Consider the following 23,259-nt stretch of genomic DNA (forward strand, 5'->3'; position numbering starts at 1 on the left):
CAACACGCTGCGGCTTTTCCCTTATAGCAGGCTATACAGTTTAATTTCAGGATGTTTATCCTGGAACCATCTCATAGCGAAGTCATTTTCAAATAAGAAGACCATCTGTCCATGACGATCCTTCACCAACATGCTTCGCTGGCTGGACATCGTGTCCTTGACATCTTCCTCGTTCTCGATCCAGCGTGCGATTTTGGAACCGACGGATTCCATTTTCACATCTACATTGTACTCATTCTTCATGCGGTGCTCGAATACTTCGAACTGGAGCTGCCCGACAGCCCCGAGGATGACATCCTCCGTACGCGTTTTGTAGTACTGGATGGCTCCTTCTTGGACAAGCTGGAGGATCCCTTTTTGGAAATGTTTCTGCTTCATGACGTTCTTCGCCGTCACCCGTACGAATAATTCAGGAGTGAACTGGGGCAGTTTCTCGTACTGGAAGTTCTTCTTCCCTTGAACAAGGGTATCACCAATCTGATAGGTCCCGGTATCATATACGCCGATGATGTCCCCGCTGACCGCTTCATTGACGGTGCTTCGATCATCTGCCAGGAACTGGGTCGATTGACTGAGCTTGATCGGCTTGCCTGTGCGCGGGAGATTAACGGTCATTCCACGCTCGAATTGTCCAGAACAAATCCGTACGAAGGCAATCCTGTCACGGTGGGCAGGATTCATATTCGCCTGGATCTTGAATACGAATCCGGAGAATTCTTCTGCTGTCGGCTCGATTTCCCCTGCATCCGAATTTCTCGGTTGAGGAGACGGCGCGAACTGCAGGTACGTCTCAAGGAAGGTCTGCACCCCGAAGTTCGTCAGGGCACTGCCGAAAAATACAGGAGAGAGTTCGCCTGAGGCGATGCGGTCTTTCGAGAATTCATTCCCTGCTTCATTCAACAGAAGGATGTCTTCAAGGGCCTGCTGGTATAAGCCGCTATCAGTCAATGGATGGTCACCGGCAATTTCTCCTTCATCGTTCAGGGAAATAAAGCGGTCCTCCTCTTCCACTCGGAATTGTTCGATGCGATTATGGAAGCGATCATAGATACCGAGGAATTCTTTCCCCATGCCGATCGGCCAGTTCATCGGATATGATTGGATCCCCAGTACTTCTTCGAGCTCTTCCAAGAGTTCCAATGGTTCTCGTCCCTGGCGGTCAAGTTTATTGATGAAGGTGAAGATCGGGATACCTCTCATGCGGCATACTTTGAACAGCTTCAGCGTTTGTGCCTCAATCCCTTTAGCAGAGTCGATGATCATCACGGCGCTATCTACGGCCATGAGGGTTCTGTACGTATCTTCGGAGAAATCCTGGTGACCAGGGGTATCGAGGATATTGACACGGAAATCGTTATAGTCGAAGGCCATCACGGAACTTGTGACAGAGATCCCACGCTGCTTTTCAATTTCCATCCAGTCGGAAGTGGCATACTTCCCGGTCTTTTTCCCTTTGACCGTCCCGGCTGCGCGGATGGCTCCGCCGAACAGCAGCAGTTGCTCTGTCAGAGTGGTTTTACCGGCATCCGGATGGGATATGATCGCAAATGTACGTCTTGATTTTACTTCTTCGATAAAGTCTATTTTCATTAGTTCTTTCCTTTCTTGTCGTACTCACTTTCCCATCATATTCTTTCTATACTGACTTTGCAATAAATCTCTGATGTTCTGTACCATTTCTCCAGTTATATAGTAGATCCTTTTTCATCCAATATCGCCAAAAAGTTTTTATATCACACAAAATGTATGCCTTTTCATGAAAACGCTATATTTGTGCACACTATACTGCATAGATGTCCGTACTTCTTTAAAATTGGTGGTTGTCAGACTTCTGAAAGAACTGTAAAATAAAAAACCGAACAACCAGAAAAACATACTACTAAGAGGTGACAGAATGCAGTATTTATGGGGGATTTTTGGAATTTTAGTTGTGTTGGGAATCGGCTTTCTTTTCTCATCCGATAAGAAACGCATCAACTATCGGAGTGTGATCGGCGGGCTCATCATACAGATCATTTTCGCCTTCCTTGTTTTGGAAACATCATGGGGACAAAGCGCACTTAAAGGGCTAACCCTTGGAATTAATGAAATCATCAACTATTCCAATGAAGGGATTGATTTCTTATTCGGTGGATTATTCACTGAAAAATCCGGGATTGGATATGTATTCGCTTTTAATGTGCTTCCAGTCGTTATTTTCTTCTCAGCTCTCATATCGGTATTGTACTACCTGAATATCATGCAATTCTTCATCAAAATCATCGGAGGAGCGCTATCGAAGCTTCTGGGTACCCGAAAAGCTGAATCCCTTTCAGCAGCGGCCAACATCTTCGTAGGGCAAACGGAAGCGCCGCTCGTGATCAGACCTTACTTGTCTACCATGACCAAATCGGAACTATTCGCCGTCATGACGGGTGGACTGGCTTCCGTTGCAGGATCTGTCCTCGTGGGCTATTCCCTTCTTGGCGTGCCTCTCGAGTATCTGCTTGCCGCAAGCTTCATGGCTGCTCCCGCTGGACTCGTTATGGCCAAGCTATTCGTGCCTGAAACCGATGAGACACCTGAACCCGACAGCTTTAAAATGGAAGCTGATTCTGATTCTGCCAACGTCATCGATGCCGCTGCCAAAGGGGCAAGCGTCGGGTTGCAGCTCGCCTTGAATATCGGGGCCATGCTTCTTGCATTCATTGCACTCGTCGCCCTAATTAACGGGATACTTGGTTTGATCGGGGGAGTATTCGGTTATTCTGACCTTACCCTTGAACTGATCCTTGGCTACGTCTTCTCTCCACTTGCATGGGCGATCGGTGTCCCTTGGAGCGAAGCGGTCACGGCAGGGAATTTCATCGGGCAAAAGCTCGTGATCAACGAATTCGTTGCATATTCCAATTTTGCTCCTGTTATCGGTGACCTGTCTGACAAAGCGGTTGCGATCATTTCCTTCGCCCTTTGCGGTTTCGCCAACGTCTCTTCACTTGGGATCCTCCTAGGCGGACTTGGAAATCTCGCACCGAACCGTCGACCTGAAATCGCAAAAATGGGGTTACGGGCAGTGCTAGCCGGTGCACTTGCGTCACTTCTCAGTGCGGCCATCGCCGGAATGTTTGTCTAATCTCTTTCGTATCGTTTAAGGGTTCCCAGTAGGGGACCCTTTTTCCATGCAAAAAACCGGCCGGGAAGTGATTCCCGGCCGGTTTTGTATCATGAATGATGCACGTATTTTGTACGGCTTTCCTCAATGGCGATCTGTTTATCGCTGTGTGGGTACTTGGTGTTTTCAATGATTTGATAATCTTCATGGCCTTTTCCTGCGAAGATGATGATATCCCCTGGTTCAGAGACCTCAATGGCATGCTTGACGGCTTCGCCTCTATCCCCGATCAATGCATACTGATCATGCTGCATGCCTTTCTCCAGGTCTTTAAGGATGCTGTCATATTCCTCATATCTTGGATCATCCGTCGTCAGGATCACATAGTCTGCAATCGATGCCTTCTCTGCCATCGTCGGGCGTTTCGACTTATCGCGGTTTCCACCCGTACCGACAAGGAAGATGATTTTGTTTTCCTTGAAGGGCATGACCGATTCGATTGCTTTTTCAATCGCATCAGGTGTATGGGCGTAGTCGATGTAGACCGATAAAGGTGCCTCCATCTCGACTTTCTGCATACGTCCGTCCACCGGCGGGAGATCACGGAAGATCTCGACGATCCGTTGTACCTCCATGCCTTTTGCAAACAGGGAAGCCATGGCCGTCAGTGCATTATATACATTGAACCTGCCGAGAAGCTTCATCTCGACCTCGTACTCTCCTTCTGGGGATTGGAGGGTGAACGTCGTCTTATCATTGTAGTACTCGACGTTATCTGCCTTGAAGTCGGCATGGGCATCAAGTCCATAGCTTATGACTTCATGGGCGGTCATATTGCTGTAACGATCGTACCATTCTTCATCTGCATTCAAGACGACATATTTAGGCTTATCCAGTGACTGCCCCAGCTGAGAGAATAAAAGTCCTTTGGCATAACCGTAGTGTTCCATCGTTCCATGGTAATCGAGATGGTCGTGACTGAGATTCGTGAATGCCACTACGTCAAAGTCCACTCCCCATAGACGGCCTAGGGTGAGTCCATGAGAGGATACCTCCAGGGTGAAGTTGTCGATTCCCTTATCGAGTGCTTCCCGGATCATCTGCTGATTCGTCAGGTTATCACAGGTCGTATTTTCACTTGGGAAGAGCTCACCGTCCAGATTGAACCCGATTGTACCGGACAGCGCAGAACGCTGTCCATCACGCTTCAGGATCGAATGGATGAGATTCGTTACTGTCGTTTTGCCGTTCGTTCCCGTAATGCCGAACATATTCATCTTTTGTGATGGATAATCATAGTACTTGTTGGAAAGGAGCGCCAATGCCTTGAAGGAATCCTTCACAACGACAAGGGCTGCTTTGGACTCATCGATATCAAGGCGCTTTTCCGCAATGATGAGGCGCGCACCTTTCTCGACTGCCCCTTGGGCAAAATCATGGCCGTCGACTGTGTATCCTTTCGTACAGACGAATACGCTGCCCTCCGTCACTTTCCTGGAGTCCACGAAGATCCCGTTCACTTCTTCCGGCAGTTCTCCATATATGGTTTTCAACTTCATGCTTTCAAGTAATGTGTATGTATTCATTATTCGTACCTCGTTTACTTTTAAAGTTGTTTCTATTTTACCTTACCATCGTTCATTTGATAAGAGAAATACATCCTGCATCCCCTATCCTATATAAAAACCTTCCACATAAAGTGGAAGGAGATCTTTACGCATCGGCCATGACAGAACGGACATAGTGCCAAAGCAGGGTTTCCGTATGGAGGATCGATGATTCATGCGTACGTTCATATGCATGTGATGAGTCGATTCCTGCACCGATCAGTCCGTGGACGATATCGAAACCTGCCCTGATCGCGGCTGAAGCATCGGATCCATAGTACGGGTAGATATCGACTTTGTAGTCTACGCCATTTTCTTCTGCCAGTCTTACCAGATGTTTCCTCAATCCGTAATGATAGGGTCCGCTGGAATCCTTTGCGCAGATGGAAACCGTATATTCATCCGTCGATTGCCCGTCCCCGATTGCCCCCATGTCGACAGCGAGGTATTCAACCGTCTCGGCCGGGATATTCGAATTACCCCCATATCCGATCTCCTCATTGTTCGAGATGAGGAAGTGAGTCGTATAGGGTAGTGTGATCCCCTCAGATTGGATATGCCGGATCAGTTTCATGAGCATGCCCACACTCGCCTTATCGTCAAGATGCCTTGACTTGATGAATCCACTGTCGGTGATTTCGGCACGTGGATCGAACGATACAAAGTCCCCAACTTCAATGCCAAGACCCTTGACTTCTTCTTCGTTTCGCACCTTTTCATCGATGCGCACCTCAATATTCACTTCATCCCTCTTCGCTTCACCCGCATCTTTGTAAACATGAACAGAGGTTTGGTGCATAAGGATCGTCCCCGTGTATACTTTACCGGAGGAAGTCTCGATCTTACAGTTCTCCCCTTCAACGGCGTTCCATCTGAAACCGCCGATCATGGAGAGGCGAAGACGGCCATTCCCCTTCACTTCTTTGACCATGGCACCAAGGGCATCCACATGAGCCGTCAGCATCCGGTGACGACTTTGATCCTCTCCCGGGATTGTGATGAGGAGTGCCCCTTTATGATTCCGCTTCATCTCAAGCCCAAGGCCACCGAGCTCTTCTTCAACGAATCGGATGATTTCCCTCGTATTCCCTGAAGGACTGGGGATTTCTACAAGCTGTTTGATCAGTTCCATCGTATTCTTTGCATTGGGATATGTATTCAACTGACTCCCTCCTTTATTCCATTATAGAACGATTTCCCCATTTACGACAGAAAAAATAACCTCCGGCGTAAATCAACCGGAGGTACGATTATGCTTGATGGAGATGGTCCCGTTCAGCAGGCCACCGATGAGAAGGATGGTCGATGAAAGGTAGAACCAGACCATCAGGGTGATCACGCTCCCCATCTGTCCGTAGAATTGGGAGTAATCCGTCAATTTCACATAGGAACCGTACAGCCAGGATACACACTGCCAGCCGAATGTAGCGACAATGGCACCCGGCACAACATAGCGGAGCAGCATCCTTTTACTCGGCACGACATAATAGAGGAAAAGAAATAAAAAGAACATGAAGACCGAGCTCAGCCCCCACTTTCCGATGACCCAAAGGGGCTCCCACCCTCCTGTGATGTGTCCCTCTGCGATCCGGGTATGGCGGATGAATTCCTCCACAATAGGAACGATGAGGGAGAAGGAGATCAGGACCATGAATCCCACCGTCAAGAGAAAATCATAAAAGAGGGCGACCAGGAACGGCTGCTTTCGCTGGATGCCGTAGGCCTGATTCATCGACCTCACCATGGATTGTACCGCCATGGAGGAAAGCCAGAAAGTGAAAATGAGGGAGAGAGATAATACATCCCCTCTTTGATTGTAGAGGACCCTCTCAACATTCTTCTCTATGATGTCATAGGAATTTTCAGGGGCAAACGGCTTGATCAGCAACAGCACATTCGTTTCGGAAATCGGCAGATAGCTGATCAACGAAAACACAAATAGCAAAAAAGGAAATAAAGACAATAGCAGATAGTAGGCAAGCTGTGCCGCTTGATCGTAAAAGCGCTCCTGAAAAAATCGACTGAAAACCTGTTTGATATAATCATTCATGATGTTCATTCCCCTCATACGAGTTGATACTGTATTTTACCCAATTCGCTCGATTCGTACCACTTTGGATGTGGAGGAGCCATTTCATTGCAAGAGGACCCCATCACCCTATAGTATAGAGAGGAACTACTATCAGAACGGAGAGATATCATGGCTATACATTCATTCTTTATCGATACTGACTGGCCCGGCCTCAGGAACGATGTGGGTACGATGTCCGGCAAGACATTGACCACCGACATCTCGATCCCGCCTGAAATGGATGGACCCGGTGCAGGCACCAATCCAGATGAGATGCTTCTCGGTGCCGCGGCAACCTGCTATATCATCACCCTGGCCGCCATGCTCGAGCGAAGCAAGATCAACAAGTTGAACCTGAGGATGACCTCAGAGGGTCAAGTGGAAGTGGAAAAGGGCGTCATCACCTATAAACGCATTCTACACCGTCCTGTACTCACACTCGACCGGCCTACGGATAAGGAATATGCCCTGGCCGAAAAATTGATGTACAAGGCCGAACAATCCTGTATGATCACAAGGGCCTTAAAAGGAAATGTCGAAGTGGAAGTATCCCCCACGATCCAAAACGGATGAACAAACAAGAAACGCACGGTGCTAAGGCACCGCGCGTTTCTTGTTTGTTCTGGGACATTTTACGAAAAAAAGGGGATACCTCTCCCGCATCCCTATTTTAATTTAGCCTTCTTGATGTACGAGTTTCACGAGCATGTGGGATAGCATATGCTGCTCCTTCTCATCCCCTGCTTTCCAGAGTTCATAGAGTAATTTCTCTTCACGGTTTTTCGGTTCTTCATGAGCCGCCAGATAATCCCCTACCTTTTGTGCTGCCTTTGCCTGCTGCTCTTCACCAAGGCCAAGTTTCTCTGCGAGCGATACCTTCTTGCCTAAGTATTGTTTGAAATGGTCAAAATTTTCAAGGATGTCCTCCTTTTTATCCTGGGACATATTGCTGAGTTTGTCTTCCACCTTCTGATCGACATTCGTTTCTGCCACCTTGATCATCTCCTTTTACTATTTGTTGGGTGTTTTCCCCTGAACTCCCTTTCTAAACATGGAGATGTGCAGATCGTTGAAAGTACATCAAAAAGGCAGCCCCATACAGGACTGCCTTTTTCGCGTTCAGAGTTCATCGAACCCATTCGCGTCGGATGTTTTTGTATATTGTCTTGATTTTTGCTCAAAGAAATCGGTTTTACCCATATCGACTTCCTGATAGGCGATGATCCATTTGAGTGGGTTGGATCTGAACCCTTCAAATGGCTCTTCAAACCCGAGCTGTTTGGCCCTTTTATTTGCCATGAACTTAATGTAGGCCTCCAGGTCACTGAACATGAGACCATCCATATGGGTTCCGATGATTTCTTTCCCCCATTCAATCTCAAGGATCGCCGCTTCTTTGAAAGCTTCTGTGCCGTATCGTTTGAGCTCATCCGTATCGTATTCAGGATTCTCTGCCAGCACTTCCTTGAAGATCTTCTCAAACAGTCCGACATGGAGCTGTTCGTCACGGTTGATGTAATTGATCATCGTGCTGGTCGCAACCATCTTCTGGTTCCTTGCCAGATTATAGAAGAAGGCGAATCCGGAATAAAAGAACAATCCTTCGAGGATTACATCGTAAATGATGGACCTGAGCAGTTTATCCACCGTCGGGGCCTCGACGAATTCTTTGTATCCATTGGTGATGAATTCATTCCGCTTCATCAGGATCGGCTCATTCTTCCAGTAATCAAACACCTCATCCTGCACGCTCTTCGGTACAATGCTTGAAAGCACATAGCTATAGGAATGATTATGCACCACTTCCTGCTGGGCAAGGATGATCATGAGTGCGTTCACACTCGAATCCGTCAGATAATCTGCCACTTTCCCCGCATAGTCCGTTTGGATACTGTCAAGGAGAGCCAGGAGGCCGATGATCTTCAGGAACGTCTCCTGTTCTTTTTCTGTCAGCTGAGGGAACTGCTTGATGTCTTTTGCCATATTGATCTCGAATGGCGTCCAGAAGTTCCCGAGCATGCGCTTATACTTGGGGTACGCCCACGTATACCGCACGTCATCCCAGTTCAGGATGTTCGAGCTTTCTCCGTTGACGATCCCCGTTGATTTATTCGGTGCCGTTTCGTCAACGAGCACCCGTTTTTTCAATCCTTCCATTTCTACCATCCTTTCTTATTAGCTGTGGCAACTCTCGCACTCTTCGAAGTTTGCAACAGAGGTCGACCGCACATAATAGGTCGTTTTCAAATCTGATTTCCATGCGTCCATGTGGAGATTGAGCAGATCAATCGCCTTGATGTCATTCCTCACATACAGGTTGAAGGAAATCCCCTGATCGATATGATGCTGCCTTGCCTTGTTTTGGCGGATGCTCCAATGCTGATCCACATGATAAGCGGTTTTATAGTACCAGGTCGTTTTCGGTGAAAGGTCAGGTGCCGTGACCGGGATCTTATAGTCTTTCTTTTCTTCGGAATATTCGAGTCTGAACAGTGGATCGATACTTGCCGTCGATCCGGCAATGATGGATGTCGAAGAGTTCGGGGCGACAGCCATCAGGTATCCATTGCGGATACCGGCGCTTTCCACTTTTTCTTTAAGCTCCAACCATCTCTCGCCTTCGTACCCCTTATTGGTGAAGTAGGCGCCAGTCTCCCAAGCGGATCCCGGGAAGTAAGGGTATGCCCCTTTTTCTTCTGCCAATTCCTGACTCGCCTTGATTGTGTAAAAGGCAATGTCTTCATATAAATGGTCACAGTACGATACCGCCTCATCGCTCTCCCATTTGATTCCTTCAAGGGCAAGGAGATGATGCCATCCGAATGTACCGAGTCCGATACCCCTGTACCGTGCATTCGTCAACTGGGCCTGCAGGACCGGGATATCATTGAGATCAATGACATTGTCCAGGAGCCGCACCCCGATCGTGACGACACGTTCCATCTGACCATCCCGTACCGTCCTTGCAAGGGAAACGGACGCAAGATTGCACACCACATAGTCTCCCGGATTTTTGTAGGTGATGATCTTCCCGTCCTTGACCACTTCTTCTTCCATCACAGTCGGGCTCATGTTTTGGGCGATTTCCGTGCAAAGGTTACTGCAGTAGATCATGCCCTTATGACTATTTGCATTTTGACGATTCACACTGTCGCGATAGAACATGTAAGGCGTGCCCGTTTCAAGCTGGGAAATCATGATCCGCTTAAAGATATCGATCGCCGGGATGATTTCTTTGGACAAAGCCGGCTCATTTACACATTCCCAGTACTTATCGCGGAACGTACCGGATCCTTTTTCCTCATCAAAGTGGTCTTCAAGGGCATAGCCCATGATGGTCTTCACTTCATGAGGATCGAACAGATACCAGTCCCCGCGATTCTCGACCTGCTCCATGAAGAGATCAGGGAGACAGACGCCCGTGAACAGGTCATGGGTACGAAGGCGCTCATCTCCGTTGTTCAATCGCGTATCGAGGAAGGAGAAGATATCTTTGTGCCACACATCCAGATAGACGGCGATGGCCCCTTGGCGCTGGCCGAGCTGATCCACGGAGACAGCCGTATTGTTCAGCTGCTTCATCCATGGGATTACACCGGAGCTGACCCCCTTGAACCCTTTGATATCACTTCCGCGACTTCTTACTTTCCCCATATAGATACCGAGCCCGCCTCCGTTCTTGCTCAATGTGGAAACGTCCGTATTACTGTCGTAGATGCTGCGCAAATCGTCTTCCACCGTATCGATGAAGCAGCTTGAGAGCTGTCCATAGCTCTTGCCGGCATTGGCGAAGGTAGGGGTTGCCACAGTCATATACAAGTTGGACAGGGCCCAATAGGCTTCCTCTACAAGCACGAGCCTGTGCTCCTTCGGCTCATTCATCAAGAGCGTCATGGCGATGATCATGAATCTCTCTTGCGGCAGTTCGAATAAAACCCCTGAATGATCCTTGGTGAGATAACGCTCTGACAGGGTGACGATTCCTATGTAAGTGAACAATTCATCCCGTTCAGGACGGATGAGACTTTCGAGATGATCCATCTCCTCTTTGCTGTATGTATCCAGTAATTTCGTAGAATACAGATTCTTCTCGGTCAGTGTCCCGATAAGCTCATATAAGCCTTTATAAGGCTCCATACCTCTTGCGTTTGCACTGATGGCGTAGAGATTCTTCAAATATAGCGAGGCCGCCACGTACGTCCAATCAGGTTCATTTGATGAAATACGCTCAACAGCAGACAGGATCAAGAACTGCAGAAGCTGTTTTTCCTCCACTCCTGGCTGATTTTCCGTATAAAGGGCTACCTTTTGAGTGTATTCCTCCCAATTCAATGCTTCATGGCTTTCCCGAAGCCCGCTTAATAGACGTTCCGCTCTATGGGATGCCGTAGTTCCGTTAATGGTTGATGTCATACTAATATTCCTCCCTTTTATTAGTCGGGAGAGGATGAAAAAAGCCCATCCTATTCACATAGGATGGGCAGTCATAAACGATAGATTCACAAGGCATACTACGCCAAGGGTAATCCTCGCCTATCCTCCCAATTCCCGAAGAAGATAACACGTACTAATCCTGGCAGGTCTCCTGACTTGTGCTTTTTGCCTACTCGAAGGCCTTCCCGTCCGATGGACAGTGGCATTCCTTCTTTCGTTTGCACTTACAGTTGCGGGGACAGTCCCGGAATTTCACCGGGTTCCCTTTTAAGTCGATATCCGACACCACAATCATAGGTTATAAACAATATATTGTTATGAAATTTAAGAAAAACACAATATGTTGCGTCTTTTATATTAAACCAACTTTCTACATTTTACAACAGAGAAGCTCAAATGAAAAGAATGAAAGCAGGATGAATTTATGCCTACAATTATTTTTTTCGTTAAATTCCATAGAAGAGCAGAACAAGACAGTATGTAATCCTTCCATATCGGGCCAGATGGCGCCAGACTTCCCTTGAGGAAATCCTGTTATCCATTTATGATGCAATAGAAGGTTGTTTTGACCGTATTCTTAGGTCCCCTATTATTTTGAGCCGCTGAGATGGTACCCCCATCGACAGCGGCTCCTTTTTTACCACGAATTCCTTACAGTTATGTTTCATTCACCAGGCTGTCACACGTTTTGTCTTCGATAAACCCGCATTTTATATGGCTTCTTTTCTATTTCAAGGGAATTACAAGGAAATTAATCCTCCCAAATACTTTCTTTTTCTCCGGGAATCCTTTAAAATGCCCTTTAGAAGCTTGAAACCCAGTTTCGAAAGGAGATCACTATGAATAAACGTTTACTCACGATCCTTTTAGCGGCTATGACCGTACTGCTGCTCGCAGCTTGCGGAGCTAATGATGATAGTGCAAAAAAATCCGATGATAGTAAAAAATCCTCCGAACAGGCAAAAAGCGAGGAAGAACAAGCAAAACAAATGAAAGAAATGCAAAAAAAGATGGACAAGCAGAAAGTCGACAACGATAAAGTCGTCGCCATCGTAAATGATGAAAAAATCAAAGGGGAAGACTACAACAACGTACTCTCTTCTTCTCAAATGCAATATCAGCAAATGGGTCAGGACCCAACCTCCAAGGATGCTGCCAAACAGATTAAAGAACAAACCATCGATAGCCTTGTAGGTCAGACACTTCTACTTCAACAAGCCGATAAAAAAGGGTATAAAGCTTCAGATGATGAAGTGGACAAGCAGCTCGAAGAAGTCAAAAAGCAATATGAAGATGATAAAAAGTTCAATGCAGCCATGAAAGATGCCGGATTCACCATGGATGAACTGAAAAATCAGATTGCCGAAAACATCAAGTATACCAAATATGTCGATAAAGAAATCAAGACCGAAAAAGTGACAGACGACGAAGTGAAAAAAATGTACGAACAGTACACTAGCCAAAGCGGCCAGGATTCTAAAGATGCACCGAAACTTGAGGATGTAGAGCCGCAGATCAAATCACAGCTTGAGCAGCAAAAGAAACAAGAACAGCTTGTGAAACACGTGGAAGATCTGAAGAAAGATGCAAAAGTCGACGTAAAAATCTAACAAAAAAGGACATCCACCAGGATGTCCTTTTTTATGTTTCCGAGCGGAATATGAGGGTATTTCACTATTACAACAGAAAGGAGGAACTGCGGTGTCGAAAGATGAGAACGTTCAGCCTAAACGAGAGAGTGACGACCGGGACATTCCAGACCCTGAAAAGGAACAGACAGTCGACTCCATCCCTTTGGATGAATTAAACAAAGACCTTAAGGATGAAAAGAAGAAGCATAAAAGCAAAGACTCTTCTTCCAGCGAAGAATAATAAAACAAGCCTGGCATCGATGCCAGGCTTGTTTTTGTGCATTATTTTCTTAACCAGTCGGTATGGAATATACCTTCTTTGTCTTTCCGTTGGTACGTATGGGCTCCAAAGTAGTCCCTTTGTGCCTGCAGGAGGTTCGCAGGGAGCGATTCGGAACGATAGCTGTCGTAATAGGCCAGGGCACTCGCAAGTCCAGGTACAGGCACCCCTAGCTTGATCGCTGTCGCCACGACTTCACGGGCATCTTCCTGATAGCCTTCGACGATTCCCTTGAAGTAATCATCCAGGAGAAGATTTGAAAGCTCGCCATCACGGTCATATGCATTCATGATTTCTTCTAGGAAACCTGCGCGTATGATGCATCCACCCCTGAAGATTTTCGCCAGTTCACCGAGCTTCAGGTTCCAGTCATATTCCTTAGAAGCAACTTGAAGCTGTGCGAAACCTTGTGCATAAGAGCAGATTTTGCTCAGATATAGAGCTTTACGGATGCTCTCGATGAATTCCTCCTTGTTACCGGAGAAGGTTTGGTTTTTAGGTCCCTTCAGGATCTTGCTCGCTTTCACGCGCTCTTCCTTCATGGCCGAGATGAAACGGGCAAAAACGGATTCCGTGATAATGGAAAGGGGTACGCCGAGATCCAGGGCACTTACGCTTGTCCATTTACCGGTCCCCTTTTGTCCTGCTGTATCAAGGATCTTTTCAACGAGAGGTTCTCCCGTCTCTTCATCGATCTTTGTGAAAATATCGGCTGTGATCTCGATGAGGTAGCTGTCAAGTTCACCTTCATTCCACTCCTTGAATGTTTCATGAAGCTCCTGCGCGCTCAGTCCAAGGACATTCTTCATCAAATAGTAGGCTTCACAGATCAACTGCATATCGCTGTATTCGATTCCGTTATGCACCATCTTCACATAGTGACCGGAACCATCAGGACCGATATAGGTGCTGCATGCGTCCCCTTTGACCTTGGCTGCAATGCTCGTAAGGAATGGTTCAACGAGATCATAGGCTTCCTTCTGACCGCTAGGCATGATTGCCGGTCCGTATAAGGCCCCTTCTTCGCCACCGGATACTCCGGCACCGATGAAGTTGATTCCTCGCTCAGCGAGCTCCTTATTGCGCCTCACCGTGTCCTCGAAGTATGTATTCCCTCCGTCGATGAGGATATCCCCTTTATCCAGGTGTGGAAGAATGGATTCAATGGCAAGATCCGTGATCTTCCCTGCAGGTACCATCATCATGATCTTCCTTGGCACTTCAAGGGAGTCGATGAATTTTTCCACCTGGTGGAAGCCTGTCAGATTTTTGTCCTGGTGCTCCTGAAGGGCACCCGCCACTTTCTCTTCCGATACATCGTAGATTGCAACCTTATATCCACGGCTTTCAAAATTCAGCGCAAGGCTTTTCCCCATGACGCCGACGCCGACTACACCAATTTGTTGTTGTCCCATCTTTCATCATCCTTTCGATTGTATAAACATCATTTCATCATCCATAGTATAATACGAAATAAATTTTCTCGATACTAAATTTGAAATAATATTTTTTTCTATTGTACAATAGGTTAAAATAATTTTCATCCACCATCTCTTACAAGGAGGCCCCACATTGCGACAAACTGACACACCTCAACATTGTTTACCACGCATCCGGTCCCACTATTCTCAATTTAGCGAAAAAGAAAAGAAAATCGCCAATACTATTATTGCTGACCCGGAAAAAATTATCCATTCTACGATCAGTCAGCTCGCAGAAGATCTGTCCGTAGCTGATGCCACCGTCTTCAGGTTCTGCAAACGCATCGGTTTCAAAGGCTATCAGGCCATGAAGATTTCCCTGGCGGCCGAAATCGTGACCCCTCTTGATGACATACATGAGACAATTGAAGAGGGGGATAGCGAAAAAATCATTGCACAAAAGGTGTTCCGCTCCAATATCCGCACGCTGGAAGACTCCATCGCCATCATGGATGAGGAATCATTTACATCGGCGGTTGCGATGATGCTGAAAGCACGCAGGATCGAATTTTATGGAACCGGAGGATCAGGATTCGTTGCTATGGATGCTCATCATAAGTTCCTGCGTACAGGCATGACGACCACTGCATACAATGACTCCCACATGCAGCTGATATCAGCATCCCAGCTTACCAGTGAAGACCTCATCTTTTTCATCTCCCATTCAGGGGCGAATAAGGATCTACTCGAGGTATTGGAGGTAGCCAAGGGCAACGGTGTCCCGACGATTGCCATCACCCACTTTGCCAAGTCCCCTATGAGTCTCGGTGTCGACGTCCCTCTGTTCACATCATCCCAAGAAACCGATTACCGATCAGAAGCACTCGCTTCCCGTATCGGTCAGCTGAGCATCGTAGACGCCCTTTATGTGACCATTATGATGAAGCGGAAAGATCAGTCCTCAAGGTCACTCCAAAAAATGAGGGACGCCATCTCAGTGAAGAAGATCTGAGGAATGGCATAACCTTCCTTTTCTATCTCATATAGTGAGGGAAGGAGGTGAAGAAGTGTGAAGAATGTATTGATCTTTGCCGACCCGGGCATCGATGATACCCTGGCCATCATGTATACCCTGATGCACCCTGACATACAGGTGATCGGGATCGTATCGGGATACGGAAATACAGCACGTGATAAAGCCGCGAATAATATCGCTTACATCCTTGACCTTGCAGGTCAAAAAGAAATCCCCGTCATCATGGGTGCCACCCGTTCGTGTACGGGGAAAACACCTGTTTATTATCCTGAGATCCACGGACCGGATGGACTCGGCCCCATCACTCCTCCGGGCACATTCAAAGGAAGCTTTCAAGAGTTCAGCGAGATCTTTAAGATCGCCCGTGCCTATGACAATGTGCACATCCTGGACCTTGGAAGGAGTACCTCCCTCGCCGTCGCCATCATTCTTGACGAGGGGTTCATCGATCAAGTATCCGGGTTCTATATCATGGGTGGCGCTTTTCTTGTACCGGGTAATGTGACGGAAACCGCCGAAGCTAATTTTCACGGCGATCCAGTCGCCAGTCATGCCATCCTTTCAACCGTACCGCGCATCAGCCTCTTCCCCCTCAACGTGACCAATCGGGCAATCGTCACATCCTCACATATCGATATGATCACATCCGCTCAAGGGTCCGATACGGGTCTCACCTCGATTCTTAAAGACGTCCACACATTCTATGATCACGCCTACAAAGAAAAGATACCCGGATTGCCCGGCCCACCGATCCATGATCTCGTCGCTGCTTCCCTCATGATGAATCCGTCATACGGCCGCTTTCTTGAAAGGGACGTCGGGGTTGAAACAGCAGGACCATTCAGGGGGCAATCGAATGCAGATTTCCGCCCGGATTCAAAACCTGGGCTTCACTCACCGAACATTTATCTCTCCATCGATTATGAAGCATTCATTCATGATTACATCAAGATCATGAGCCGAGCATGAAAGAACCCGGCCCTTTTTGAGGACCGGGTTCTTTCATATTCTTTCGATGATTGTTGCATTTGCCATTCCGTGACCCTCACACATCGTCTGGAGGCCGTATCGCCCCCCAGTACGTTCAAGCTCATGCATCATGCCCACCATGATTCTGGCCCCGCTTGCCCCAAGGGGATGCCCCAAGGCAATGGCTCCTCCATTCGGATTGACTTTGGCAGGGTCCGCCCCGATCTCCCTCTGCCACGCCAGCACTACGGGTGCAAAGGCTTCATTCACTTCGAATACGTCGATTTCGGAAAGTGGGATACCTGACTTCTCCAATACCTTCTTTGTAGCAGGGATCGGCCCTGTGAGCATGAGCGTCGGGTCTGAACCGACCACGACTCTCGTATGGACCTTGAATCTGGGCTTTAATCCGAGTGATACGGCCTTATCCCTGCTCATAAGGAGGAGGGCTGCTGCTCCATCACTGATTTGCGACGAATTCCCTGCCGTAATGATGCCACCTTCCCTGAACACCGGACGAAGCCCTCCCAGCGCCTCCAAGGATGTATCCGGCCGGGGCCCTTCATCCTCAAGGAACTCTCCTCCATCTACCCCTATGGCGTGGATCTCCTCCTGGAAGTAACCACTCTCCCTGGCCAAAACAGCTTTCTTATGACTGGCTAAGGCAAACCGATCGAGTTCATTCCGCGATAAGCCATACACTTCTGCAATGCGCTCTGCCGATATCCCCTGATGAATCATCTCATGTCGTTCTTTCAGCTCATCACTCAGCCCGGCACCGGCAAAATTCGATCCAATGGGTGTACGGCTCATGCTTTCCACACCCCCGGCGATGACGACATCCATATCGCCTGAAAGGATGGCCTGTGAAGCAAAGTGGACCGCCTGCTGGCTCGAACCGCACTGCCGATCGATCGTGACCCCGGGCACTTCAACGGGAAAACCGGCTATAAGGGCAGCCACCCTTGCAATATCCCCTGCCTGCTCTCCTGACTGGGTCACACACCCCATAATCACATCCTCTACAAGCCCAGGTGAAACACCCGACTTCTCCATTAATCCCCTCAACAGATAGCCGGCAAGATCATCAGGCCGTGTTCCGGCAAGGGCTCCATTCTTCTTCCCGACAGCCGTGCGTACTCCTTCGACAATGACAACTTCTCTCACAGCAATCAATCCTTTCTCCCTGTTCATAACCCCATATTACCTGTAAATAGGAGAAATTGAAATCGGATTTTAACTATTCTGCCAATTGAACTTATAAGGGAAGCAGAGATGAAGATGGCACAAAAAAAGAACAGGCCCCGAGGGAGCCTGTTCCTGGAATGTAAAATTAAAGTTTTACAACGTTAGCTGCTTGTGGTCCGCGAGCACCTTGCTCGATGTCGAAAGATACTTCTTGACCTTCGTCAAGAGATTTGAAACCTTCGCCTTGGATCGCTGAGAAGTGTACGAAAACGTCGTCTCCACCTTCAACTTCGATGAAACCGAAACCTTTTTCTGCGTTGAACCATTTCACTTTACCGTTTTCCATAATTGTTGCCTCCTACGTGCTTGTGCACAAATTATTACTATTCTTGCGATATCAGGCGAAAAGCAAATCTTGTTCTTCCCTTACATACCGAACAAAAATAATTCTTCTATAGAATAACAGGTATGCGCTCATTAATCAAGCCAATCCGATAGAAGTCAGACCTTTATTTTATTTTTGGTTATTTTCAACATAAAAAGAACGCTTCCGAAGGGAAACGTTCTTGGCGATGACCTGTGAGGGACTTGAACCCCCGACCCCTTCCCTGTCAAGGAAGTGCTCTCCCACTGAGCTAACAGGTCGCTTATGTAAGGTACAAATTAAATTATATAAGATTTTCGCTAAAAGTCAACATGTTTTGCGAAAATAATTTTTCTTCTTACTTATCAGGTCCACTCCCTGAATAAAAGCCGCATTCTGCGCGTAGGCTGTTAGGATGAAGGAGGTCTCACGCCATGAAATTGATAGCCCGTTCCCTGAATGAAGGAATCAAAATCGATATCATCTATTTCGACGGTGAATGCTTTACCAAAAGAAAGATCCTCGTCCACCACTTCACAGAACATACGGTTGAAGCGTATTGTTATCTCAGAAAAGCTCCCCGTACATTCAAGACAGACGGCATCCTGGCCGTCTCCCTCGAGTCCACTCCCAAAAAAGAAAGATCCGGGTAAATGGTAAAAAGACCGGGCGCAGACACCCGGTCTTTCTTTTCTCAAGCTGTAGCTTTCAACACTTTGTCTTCGCGCTTTACGAAGAACTGCAGACCGATGAGGACGATGAACGTGATCAATCCGATCATATCCGACATTCCTTCCGGATAAATGAGCATAAGCCCTGCTGCAACGGCGAACAGGCGTTCAATCGCATACATCCGTCTGAACCAATAGCCGATGATACCTGCACCAATGGCAATCATACCGGTAATGGCCGTGAATACGACCCAAAGCAATTCAGGGATCGTTGTATCGATCATCAGGAGTTCAGGAGAGAGGACGAACATATATGGAATGATGAAGGCGGCTATGGCAAGCTTCGCCGCATTGACCCCCGTTTTGATCGGTTCCCCTCCCGACACCCCTGCCGCGGCAAAGGCAGCCAGTGCAACAGGAGGTGTAATATCCGCCACGATTCCGAAATAGAAAACAAAGAGATGGGCGGATAATTCAGGTGCGCCCAAAAGGATGATGGCCGGGGCAGCGATTGTGGACGTGATGACATAGTTCGCTGTCGTCGGTGAGCCCATCCCGAGTATCAAGGAAGCAATCATGGTAAAGACAAGCGTCAGGATCAATTTCCCTTGAGTGGTATTGGTCAAGTCTGCCGCCAGATCAACCAGACCGTTGGCCATTGTCAGCCCGAGTCCGGTCTTCGTGACCACCCCGACAATCATGCCGGCACATGCGGTTGCCACGGCAACGGATAGCGCGGTCCTTGCCCCATCTACCAACGCATCGATGGCATCTCTGAATCCGATCCTCGTCGCTTTCCTGATCCCGCTGATCACGACTGTCGCCACGATGGACCAAAGAGCCGCTCTCATGACGCTCATCCCGCTTACTAGCAGAATGATGACCGTAAGGATCGGTAGCAAGAGGTAGATCTGTTTGAATACTTCTTTCTTATCCGGCATTTCTTCATCAGATAATCCCCGTAAACCGACGCGTTTCGCTTCGAAGTGGGTCATGATCCAAATCCCCGTAAAGTACAGGACTGCCGGGATCGCCGCTGCTTTGGCGATATCCCAGTAGGAAATCCCACCGATAAACTCTACCATTAGGAAGGCAGCGGCACCCATGACAGGAGGCATGAGCTGCCCTCCAGTAGAAGCGGCAGCCTCTACACCTCCGGCAAACTCTTTACGGTAGCCGAGCTTTTTCATCATTGGTATCGTGAAGGAACCGGATGTGACGACATTCGCAACCGAGCTTCCACTGATGGTTCCCTGCAATGCACTCGAGAAGATCGCCACTTTTGCAGGTCCACCGATCCTTTTACCGGCAATGGCTACTGCCAGATCGTTGAAATATTGCCCGACCCCCGTCTTCACAAGGAAGGCCCCGAATAGCAGGAATAGGAATATGAACGTGGCCGACACATACAAAGGAGTTCCCAAAATCCCTTCACTTGTAAAGAACATCGTCTTGACGATATCATCCCAATCGAATCCCCTGTGAGCAAGGAATCCAGGCATGAGTCTGCCATAGTACATATAAAGGATGAACAATGTGGCAATGATCGTAATAGGAAGACCGACAGCACGCCTTGTGGCTTCCAATACAAGGATCATGGCCGCAAACCCAACGTAGAAATCAAGGGATGTCATCATACCGACACGGCTGACGATATCATCCTGCATCAGCGGCCAATACGCGCCGATTCCGATGGAAATGACCGATAAGATCACATCATACCAAGCCACTTTCTTTTTCTTCAGATTCTTCTTCCTCGCCGGGAACAGCAAAAAGACCAATGATAGCGCAAATCCAAGATGGATCGATAATAATAGCTGTCGTGGAATGAATTGGAAGATCGATGCCACTAACTGAAATAATGAAAATGCCAATAATCCGTAAAAAATGACCCATTTGAAGAATCCGCTCTCCAGCTTTCGAGTAGAAGATTCGGGATCGTATTTTTCAAGCAGCTCCCGCTGTTGTTCCTCTGTCAACGTTTCGAATTTTTCATCTTTTTCCATCAACAGTCACTCCTTTCCATTGTGCAAATAGTGAAGCCCTCTTCCACTGAAAACGAACGAACTCACCCTTACCGAAAAATCCTGATAGTTCATACTCAGACTTCCCTATTTCCAATCGATGATTGGCCACCACTCTTCCAATCTGAAGATCGATGTAGGGAAACGAACGCTCCATATTCGAGATCAGATACTTACCGTCTTCCGTCCGACTGAACACCTCGTCCCCCACTGCATCCGAAGGCATACCAATTGACGTATCTTCGTAAAGCAGGGCGTGTTGAGTGATTTCATTCCCGCTTATCTTGTAAAATTCCTGTACCTCGGATAGATGGATCGAATGCGTATATTCAATCGAGAACGTCAGGTCCTCGGGAAGCTTCACAAACAACGTCTTTTCCTCTTTCGACAGGCATTCCACCGACAACCTTTCCTGAAACGGCACAAATATCGCCATTGTCAATAACAGGAGCACTCCGATCACGATGAATTTCTTCATTCGTTCTCACCTCTTACATCAAAACAAAGGAATAGACCCGAGAGTCAGGTCTATCCCTTTCAAACGTTTTAAAAGACTTTTATTCTTCTGAAATGCCTTTTTCATCAAAATATTTCTTGGCTCCAGGATGTAATTCAATCCCCATTCCTTTGAGGCCGTTTTCAGCAGAAATCAATTTTCCTTTTGCGTGTTTGATATCATCCGTGTTTTCAAAGATCGCCTTCGTTACATCATAGATGACATCTTCAGGAATATCTGCACTCGTAACGAGCATGGCAAGTACAGCGACGGTCGGGATTTCTTCATCGACCTTGCTGTATGTTCCTGAAGGGATCTTATCCTCTGCATAATAAGGATATTTCTCGATCAATTCTTTTGCTTTATCAGTAGAGACAGGAACGATGGTGATATCCTGAGTCGCTGCAAGCCCCTCTACTGCACCTGTAGGTGTTCCGGAAGTGATGAAGGCGGCGTCGATCGTGCCATCCTGGATACCTGTTGTTGAATCATCGAATGAAAGATTACGGGCTTCAAGATCATCAAGCTTCATCCCATGAACCTCAAGGATCTGCTCTGCATTAAGGAGTGTACCGGATCCGGCTTCACCGACTGATACGACCTTCCCTTTAAGATCTTCAACCGATTTGATTCCGGATTTCTTTGTTGTGACGATTTGGATGGTTTCAGGATAGAGTGTTGCAATCCCGCGGGCATTCTCTACTTTATTGTCTTTGAACATCTGTGTTCCTTCAGAGGCATAAGAAGCGATGTCCGTCTGAGTGAATGCGATCTCCGTTTTGCCATCTTTGATTGAAGCCATGTTCTCAGCAGATGCACCCGACGTTGAAGCAGAAGACTTGATGCCTGTCTCATCCTGGATGATCTTCGCGAACGTTCCACCTAAAGGATAGTATGTACCCCCGGTACCACCGGTTGCGATACCGATGAAGTCCGTTTTCTTTTTTCCGTCTGCTCCTTTGGAATCATCTCCGGAACCACCGCCGCATGCGGCCAGAACGAGAGAAACAAGCAGCAGAATAGCAGTACTCAACATTAAACTGCGTTTTTTCAAGGAAATCCCCCCTAATTATTTTCTATTAACGGAAATTATTGTAACACAAAATGTAACACAATTGTGATAAAAATTTTATATTTTGATAATGTTCTATAAATTACGACTAGTGAATACGGTTACAAAACAGTCACTTTCTACCATTATCTAGGACTTTCCGGATAGTTCTCAAGAAAAAAATCGTATAATAATTGTTAGAAACGTTTACAAACTCCTTTACACTTAAAAATGGATTAAAACCCCATCTCTGGTCATGATATATCCCTCATTCCCCCTCACCCTCTGTTATATAGCAGAAAGCTACCCAATCAGTTCCTCCCCCTCCACTTCCAGCCTTTCTTCAAGCGGCCTGCCCTCTTCGAGATCCCTTAAACGGTGGGCAAGCCTGGATGAGGCATTCGCAGCAATGCTTGCCACGATATCGTCGAGGAATGTATGCACAGATCCTCCTTCCTTCGTATCCAGCTTCTGAATGATGCCGATCTTATTCTTATCCAAATGGCCGAAAGTCGTCACCGCGATACTTCCATATCCGAGGGCCGCTCCAAGGGCAATCGTTTCATCGACACCGAAAAGACCTTCGTCGGAGGCAACGATGGACTGAAGGGGTTCAGACAGCATCTTCCGCTCCGCAAGCTGATCGAGTTCGACTCCCACAAGGATGGCGTGCTGAATCTCCCTTTTTAACAGGACCTTCCTGACGCTCTCGAGACAATCTTCCATTGTAAGGGAATTGTTGTACGGGAATTGCATTTGATAAACGATATCGGCGATATCCGCCAACGTCACTCCCCTTTCCTCTAATTTTCTATGGGCTGCTTTTGTTACTTCATTTGATGGTACAGATACTTTTGTCAATTCTTATTCTCCCCTTTCTATTTATCTGAATTATACCATTTTTCAGAATAAACGACCGGACTCT

Annotated in this window: 21 protein-coding genes, 1 tRNA gene and 1 riboswitch; of the genes, 7 read left to right on the forward strand and 15 right to left on the reverse strand. The window is 47.4% G+C overall.

The features are described from left to right. Window positions 1–21: 21 nt before the first annotated feature. Window positions 22–1,590, reverse strand: coding sequence for a peptide chain release factor 3 (locus ACNA6I_RS08380; protein ID WP_048004269.1), 1,569 nt, complete (start codon window positions 1,588–1,590; stop codon window positions 22–24). Window positions 1,591–1,894: 304 nt separating this feature from the next. On the opposite strand from ACNA6I_RS08380, the gene ACNA6I_RS08385 reads away from it, so the two are divergent. Then, the gene (locus ACNA6I_RS08385; RefSeq protein ID WP_048004270.1) at window positions 1,895–3,112 is read left to right on the forward strand and encodes a NupC/NupG family nucleoside CNT transporter; all 1,218 of its coding nucleotides are present in this window, start codon (window positions 1,895–1,897) and stop codon (window positions 3,110–3,112) included. 89 nt (window positions 3,113–3,201) lie between these two features. Here ACNA6I_RS08385 and ACNA6I_RS08390 read toward each other — a convergent pair whose 3' ends face one another. From ACNA6I_RS08390 to ACNA6I_RS08400, 3 genes are all read right to left on the reverse strand, one after another. Further along, on the reverse strand, window positions 3,202–4,677 hold the full coding sequence (locus tag ACNA6I_RS08390) for a UDP-N-acetylmuramoyl-L-alanyl-D-glutamate--2,6-diaminopimelate ligase (RefSeq protein ID WP_048004271.1): 1,476 nt from the start codon (window positions 4,675–4,677) through the stop codon (window positions 3,202–3,204). A gap of 127 nt (window positions 4,678–4,804) precedes the next feature. Then, window positions 4,805–5,830, reverse strand: coding sequence for a M42 family metallopeptidase (locus ACNA6I_RS08395; protein ID WP_048004541.1), 1,026 nt, complete (start codon window positions 5,828–5,830; stop codon window positions 4,805–4,807). A 102-nt stretch (window positions 5,831–5,932) separates the two neighbouring features. Further along, window positions 5,933–6,748, reverse strand: coding sequence for a YihY/virulence factor BrkB family protein (locus ACNA6I_RS08400; RefSeq protein WP_048004272.1), 816 nt, complete (start codon window positions 6,746–6,748; stop codon window positions 5,933–5,935). A 150-nt stretch (window positions 6,749–6,898) separates the two neighbouring features. Between ACNA6I_RS08400 and ACNA6I_RS08405 the strand changes: the two genes are divergently transcribed. Further along, window positions 6,899–7,342, forward strand: coding sequence for an SACOL1771 family peroxiredoxin (locus tag ACNA6I_RS08405; protein ID WP_048004273.1), 444 nt, complete (start codon window positions 6,899–6,901; stop codon window positions 7,340–7,342). A 102-nt stretch (window positions 7,343–7,444) separates the two neighbouring features. Here ACNA6I_RS08405 and ACNA6I_RS08410 read toward each other — a convergent pair whose 3' ends face one another. From ACNA6I_RS08410 to ACNA6I_RS08420, 3 genes are all read right to left on the reverse strand, one after another. Continuing rightward, on the reverse strand, window positions 7,445–7,771 hold the full coding sequence (locus ACNA6I_RS08410) for a DUF3243 domain-containing protein (protein ID WP_048004274.1): 327 nt from the start codon (window positions 7,769–7,771) through the stop codon (window positions 7,445–7,447). A gap of 117 nt (window positions 7,772–7,888) precedes the next feature. Then, the gene (locus ACNA6I_RS08415; RefSeq protein WP_048004275.1) at window positions 7,889–8,926 is read right to left on the reverse strand and encodes a ribonucleotide-diphosphate reductase subunit beta; all 1,038 of its coding nucleotides are present in this window, start codon (window positions 8,924–8,926) and stop codon (window positions 7,889–7,891) included. An 18-nt stretch (window positions 8,927–8,944) separates the two neighbouring features. Beyond that, a complete protein-coding gene (locus tag ACNA6I_RS08420; protein ID WP_416313162.1) occupies window positions 8,945–11,182 on the reverse strand; it encodes a ribonucleoside-diphosphate reductase subunit alpha in 2,238 nt (745 codons plus the stop codon). A 144-nt stretch (window positions 11,183–11,326) separates the two neighbouring features. After that, window positions 11,327–11,508: riboswitch (cobalamin riboswitch) on the reverse strand. Window positions 11,509–12,042: 534 nt separating this feature from the next. Here ACNA6I_RS08420 and ACNA6I_RS08425 point away from each other — a divergent pair. Both ACNA6I_RS08425 and ACNA6I_RS08430 read left to right on the forward strand, forming a co-directional pair. Further along, window positions 12,043–12,813: a SurA N-terminal domain-containing protein gene (locus ACNA6I_RS08425; RefSeq protein WP_048004277.1), complete on the forward strand. Its 771-nt coding sequence runs from the start codon at window positions 12,043–12,045 to the stop codon at window positions 12,811–12,813. A 91-nt stretch (window positions 12,814–12,904) separates the two neighbouring features. Further along, window positions 12,905–13,075, forward strand: coding sequence for a hypothetical protein (locus ACNA6I_RS08430; protein WP_197082243.1), 171 nt, complete (start codon window positions 12,905–12,907; stop codon window positions 13,073–13,075). A 41-nt stretch (window positions 13,076–13,116) separates the two neighbouring features. On the opposite strand, the gene gndA is transcribed toward ACNA6I_RS08430, so the two are convergent. Further along, a complete protein-coding gene (gndA, locus tag ACNA6I_RS08435) occupies window positions 13,117–14,529 on the reverse strand; it encodes an NADP-dependent phosphogluconate dehydrogenase (protein WP_048004278.1) in 1,413 nt (470 codons plus the stop codon). A 157-nt stretch (window positions 14,530–14,686) separates the two neighbouring features. Here gndA and ACNA6I_RS08440 point away from each other — a divergent pair, with 157 nt between their 5' ends. Then, window positions 14,687–15,547: a MurR/RpiR family transcriptional regulator gene (locus tag ACNA6I_RS08440; protein WP_048004279.1), complete on the forward strand. Its 861-nt coding sequence runs from the start codon at window positions 14,687–14,689 to the stop codon at window positions 15,545–15,547. Window positions 15,548–15,604: 57 nt separating this feature from the next. Beyond that, entirely contained in the window at window positions 15,605–16,540 is a 936-nt protein-coding gene (locus ACNA6I_RS08445) for a nucleoside hydrolase (RefSeq protein ID WP_252266398.1), read from the forward strand. A gap of 33 nt (window positions 16,541–16,573) precedes the next feature. Here the strand turns inward: ACNA6I_RS08445 and ACNA6I_RS08450 are convergent, their stop codons facing one another. The 3 genes from ACNA6I_RS08450 to ACNA6I_RS08460 form a co-directional block, all read right to left on the reverse strand. Next, window positions 16,574–17,707, reverse strand: a complete 1,134-nt coding sequence (locus tag ACNA6I_RS08450; RefSeq protein ID WP_048004542.1) for a thiolase family protein — start codon at window positions 17,705–17,707, stop codon at window positions 16,574–16,576. A 166-nt stretch (window positions 17,708–17,873) separates the two neighbouring features. After that, window positions 17,874–18,074, reverse strand: coding sequence for a cold-shock protein CspD (gene cspD / locus ACNA6I_RS08455; protein WP_048004281.1), 201 nt, complete (start codon window positions 18,072–18,074; stop codon window positions 17,874–17,876). A gap of 227 nt (window positions 18,075–18,301) precedes the next feature. Further along, window positions 18,302–18,373 (reverse strand) — tRNA-Val (locus ACNA6I_RS08460). Between the two features lie 153 nt (window positions 18,374–18,526). Here ACNA6I_RS08460 and ACNA6I_RS08465 point away from each other — a divergent pair. Then, window positions 18,527–18,745: a hypothetical protein gene (locus tag ACNA6I_RS08465; RefSeq protein WP_048004282.1), complete on the forward strand. Its 219-nt coding sequence runs from the start codon at window positions 18,527–18,529 to the stop codon at window positions 18,743–18,745. 41 nt (window positions 18,746–18,786) lie between these two features. Here the strand turns inward: ACNA6I_RS08465 and ACNA6I_RS08470 are convergent, their stop codons facing one another. The 4 genes from ACNA6I_RS08470 to ACNA6I_RS08485 all read right to left on the reverse strand — a co-directional run bounded on the left by ACNA6I_RS08470 (window position 18,787) and on the right by ACNA6I_RS08485 (window position 23,195). Continuing rightward, complete coding sequence (locus ACNA6I_RS08470; RefSeq protein WP_048004283.1) at window positions 18,787–20,769, reverse strand: TRAP transporter permease; 1,983 nt, start codon at window positions 20,767–20,769, stop codon at window positions 18,787–18,789. After that, window positions 20,756–21,265: a DUF1850 domain-containing protein gene (locus ACNA6I_RS08475; protein ID WP_048004284.1), complete on the reverse strand. Its 510-nt coding sequence runs from the start codon at window positions 21,263–21,265 to the stop codon at window positions 20,756–20,758. The genes ACNA6I_RS08470 and ACNA6I_RS08475 overlap by 14 nt, the downstream gene beginning before the upstream one ends. Window positions 21,266–21,344: 79 nt before the next feature. Then, window positions 21,345–22,337 (reverse strand): TAXI family TRAP transporter solute-binding subunit, encoded by a 993-nt coding sequence (locus tag ACNA6I_RS08480; RefSeq protein ID WP_048004285.1) that lies wholly within the window; start codon window positions 22,335–22,337, stop codon window positions 21,345–21,347. Between the two features lie 300 nt (window positions 22,338–22,637). Further along, window positions 22,638–23,195, reverse strand: a complete 558-nt coding sequence (locus ACNA6I_RS08485) for a phosphatidylglycerophosphatase A (RefSeq protein ID WP_048004286.1) — start codon at window positions 23,193–23,195, stop codon at window positions 22,638–22,640. Window positions 23,196–23,259: the final 64 nt, after the last annotated feature.

It is taken from the genome of Rossellomorea sp. FS2, from assembly GCF_047915635.1.
Taxonomy (GTDB): domain Bacteria; phylum Bacillota; class Bacilli; order Bacillales; family Bacillaceae_B; genus Rossellomorea; species Rossellomorea marisflavi_A.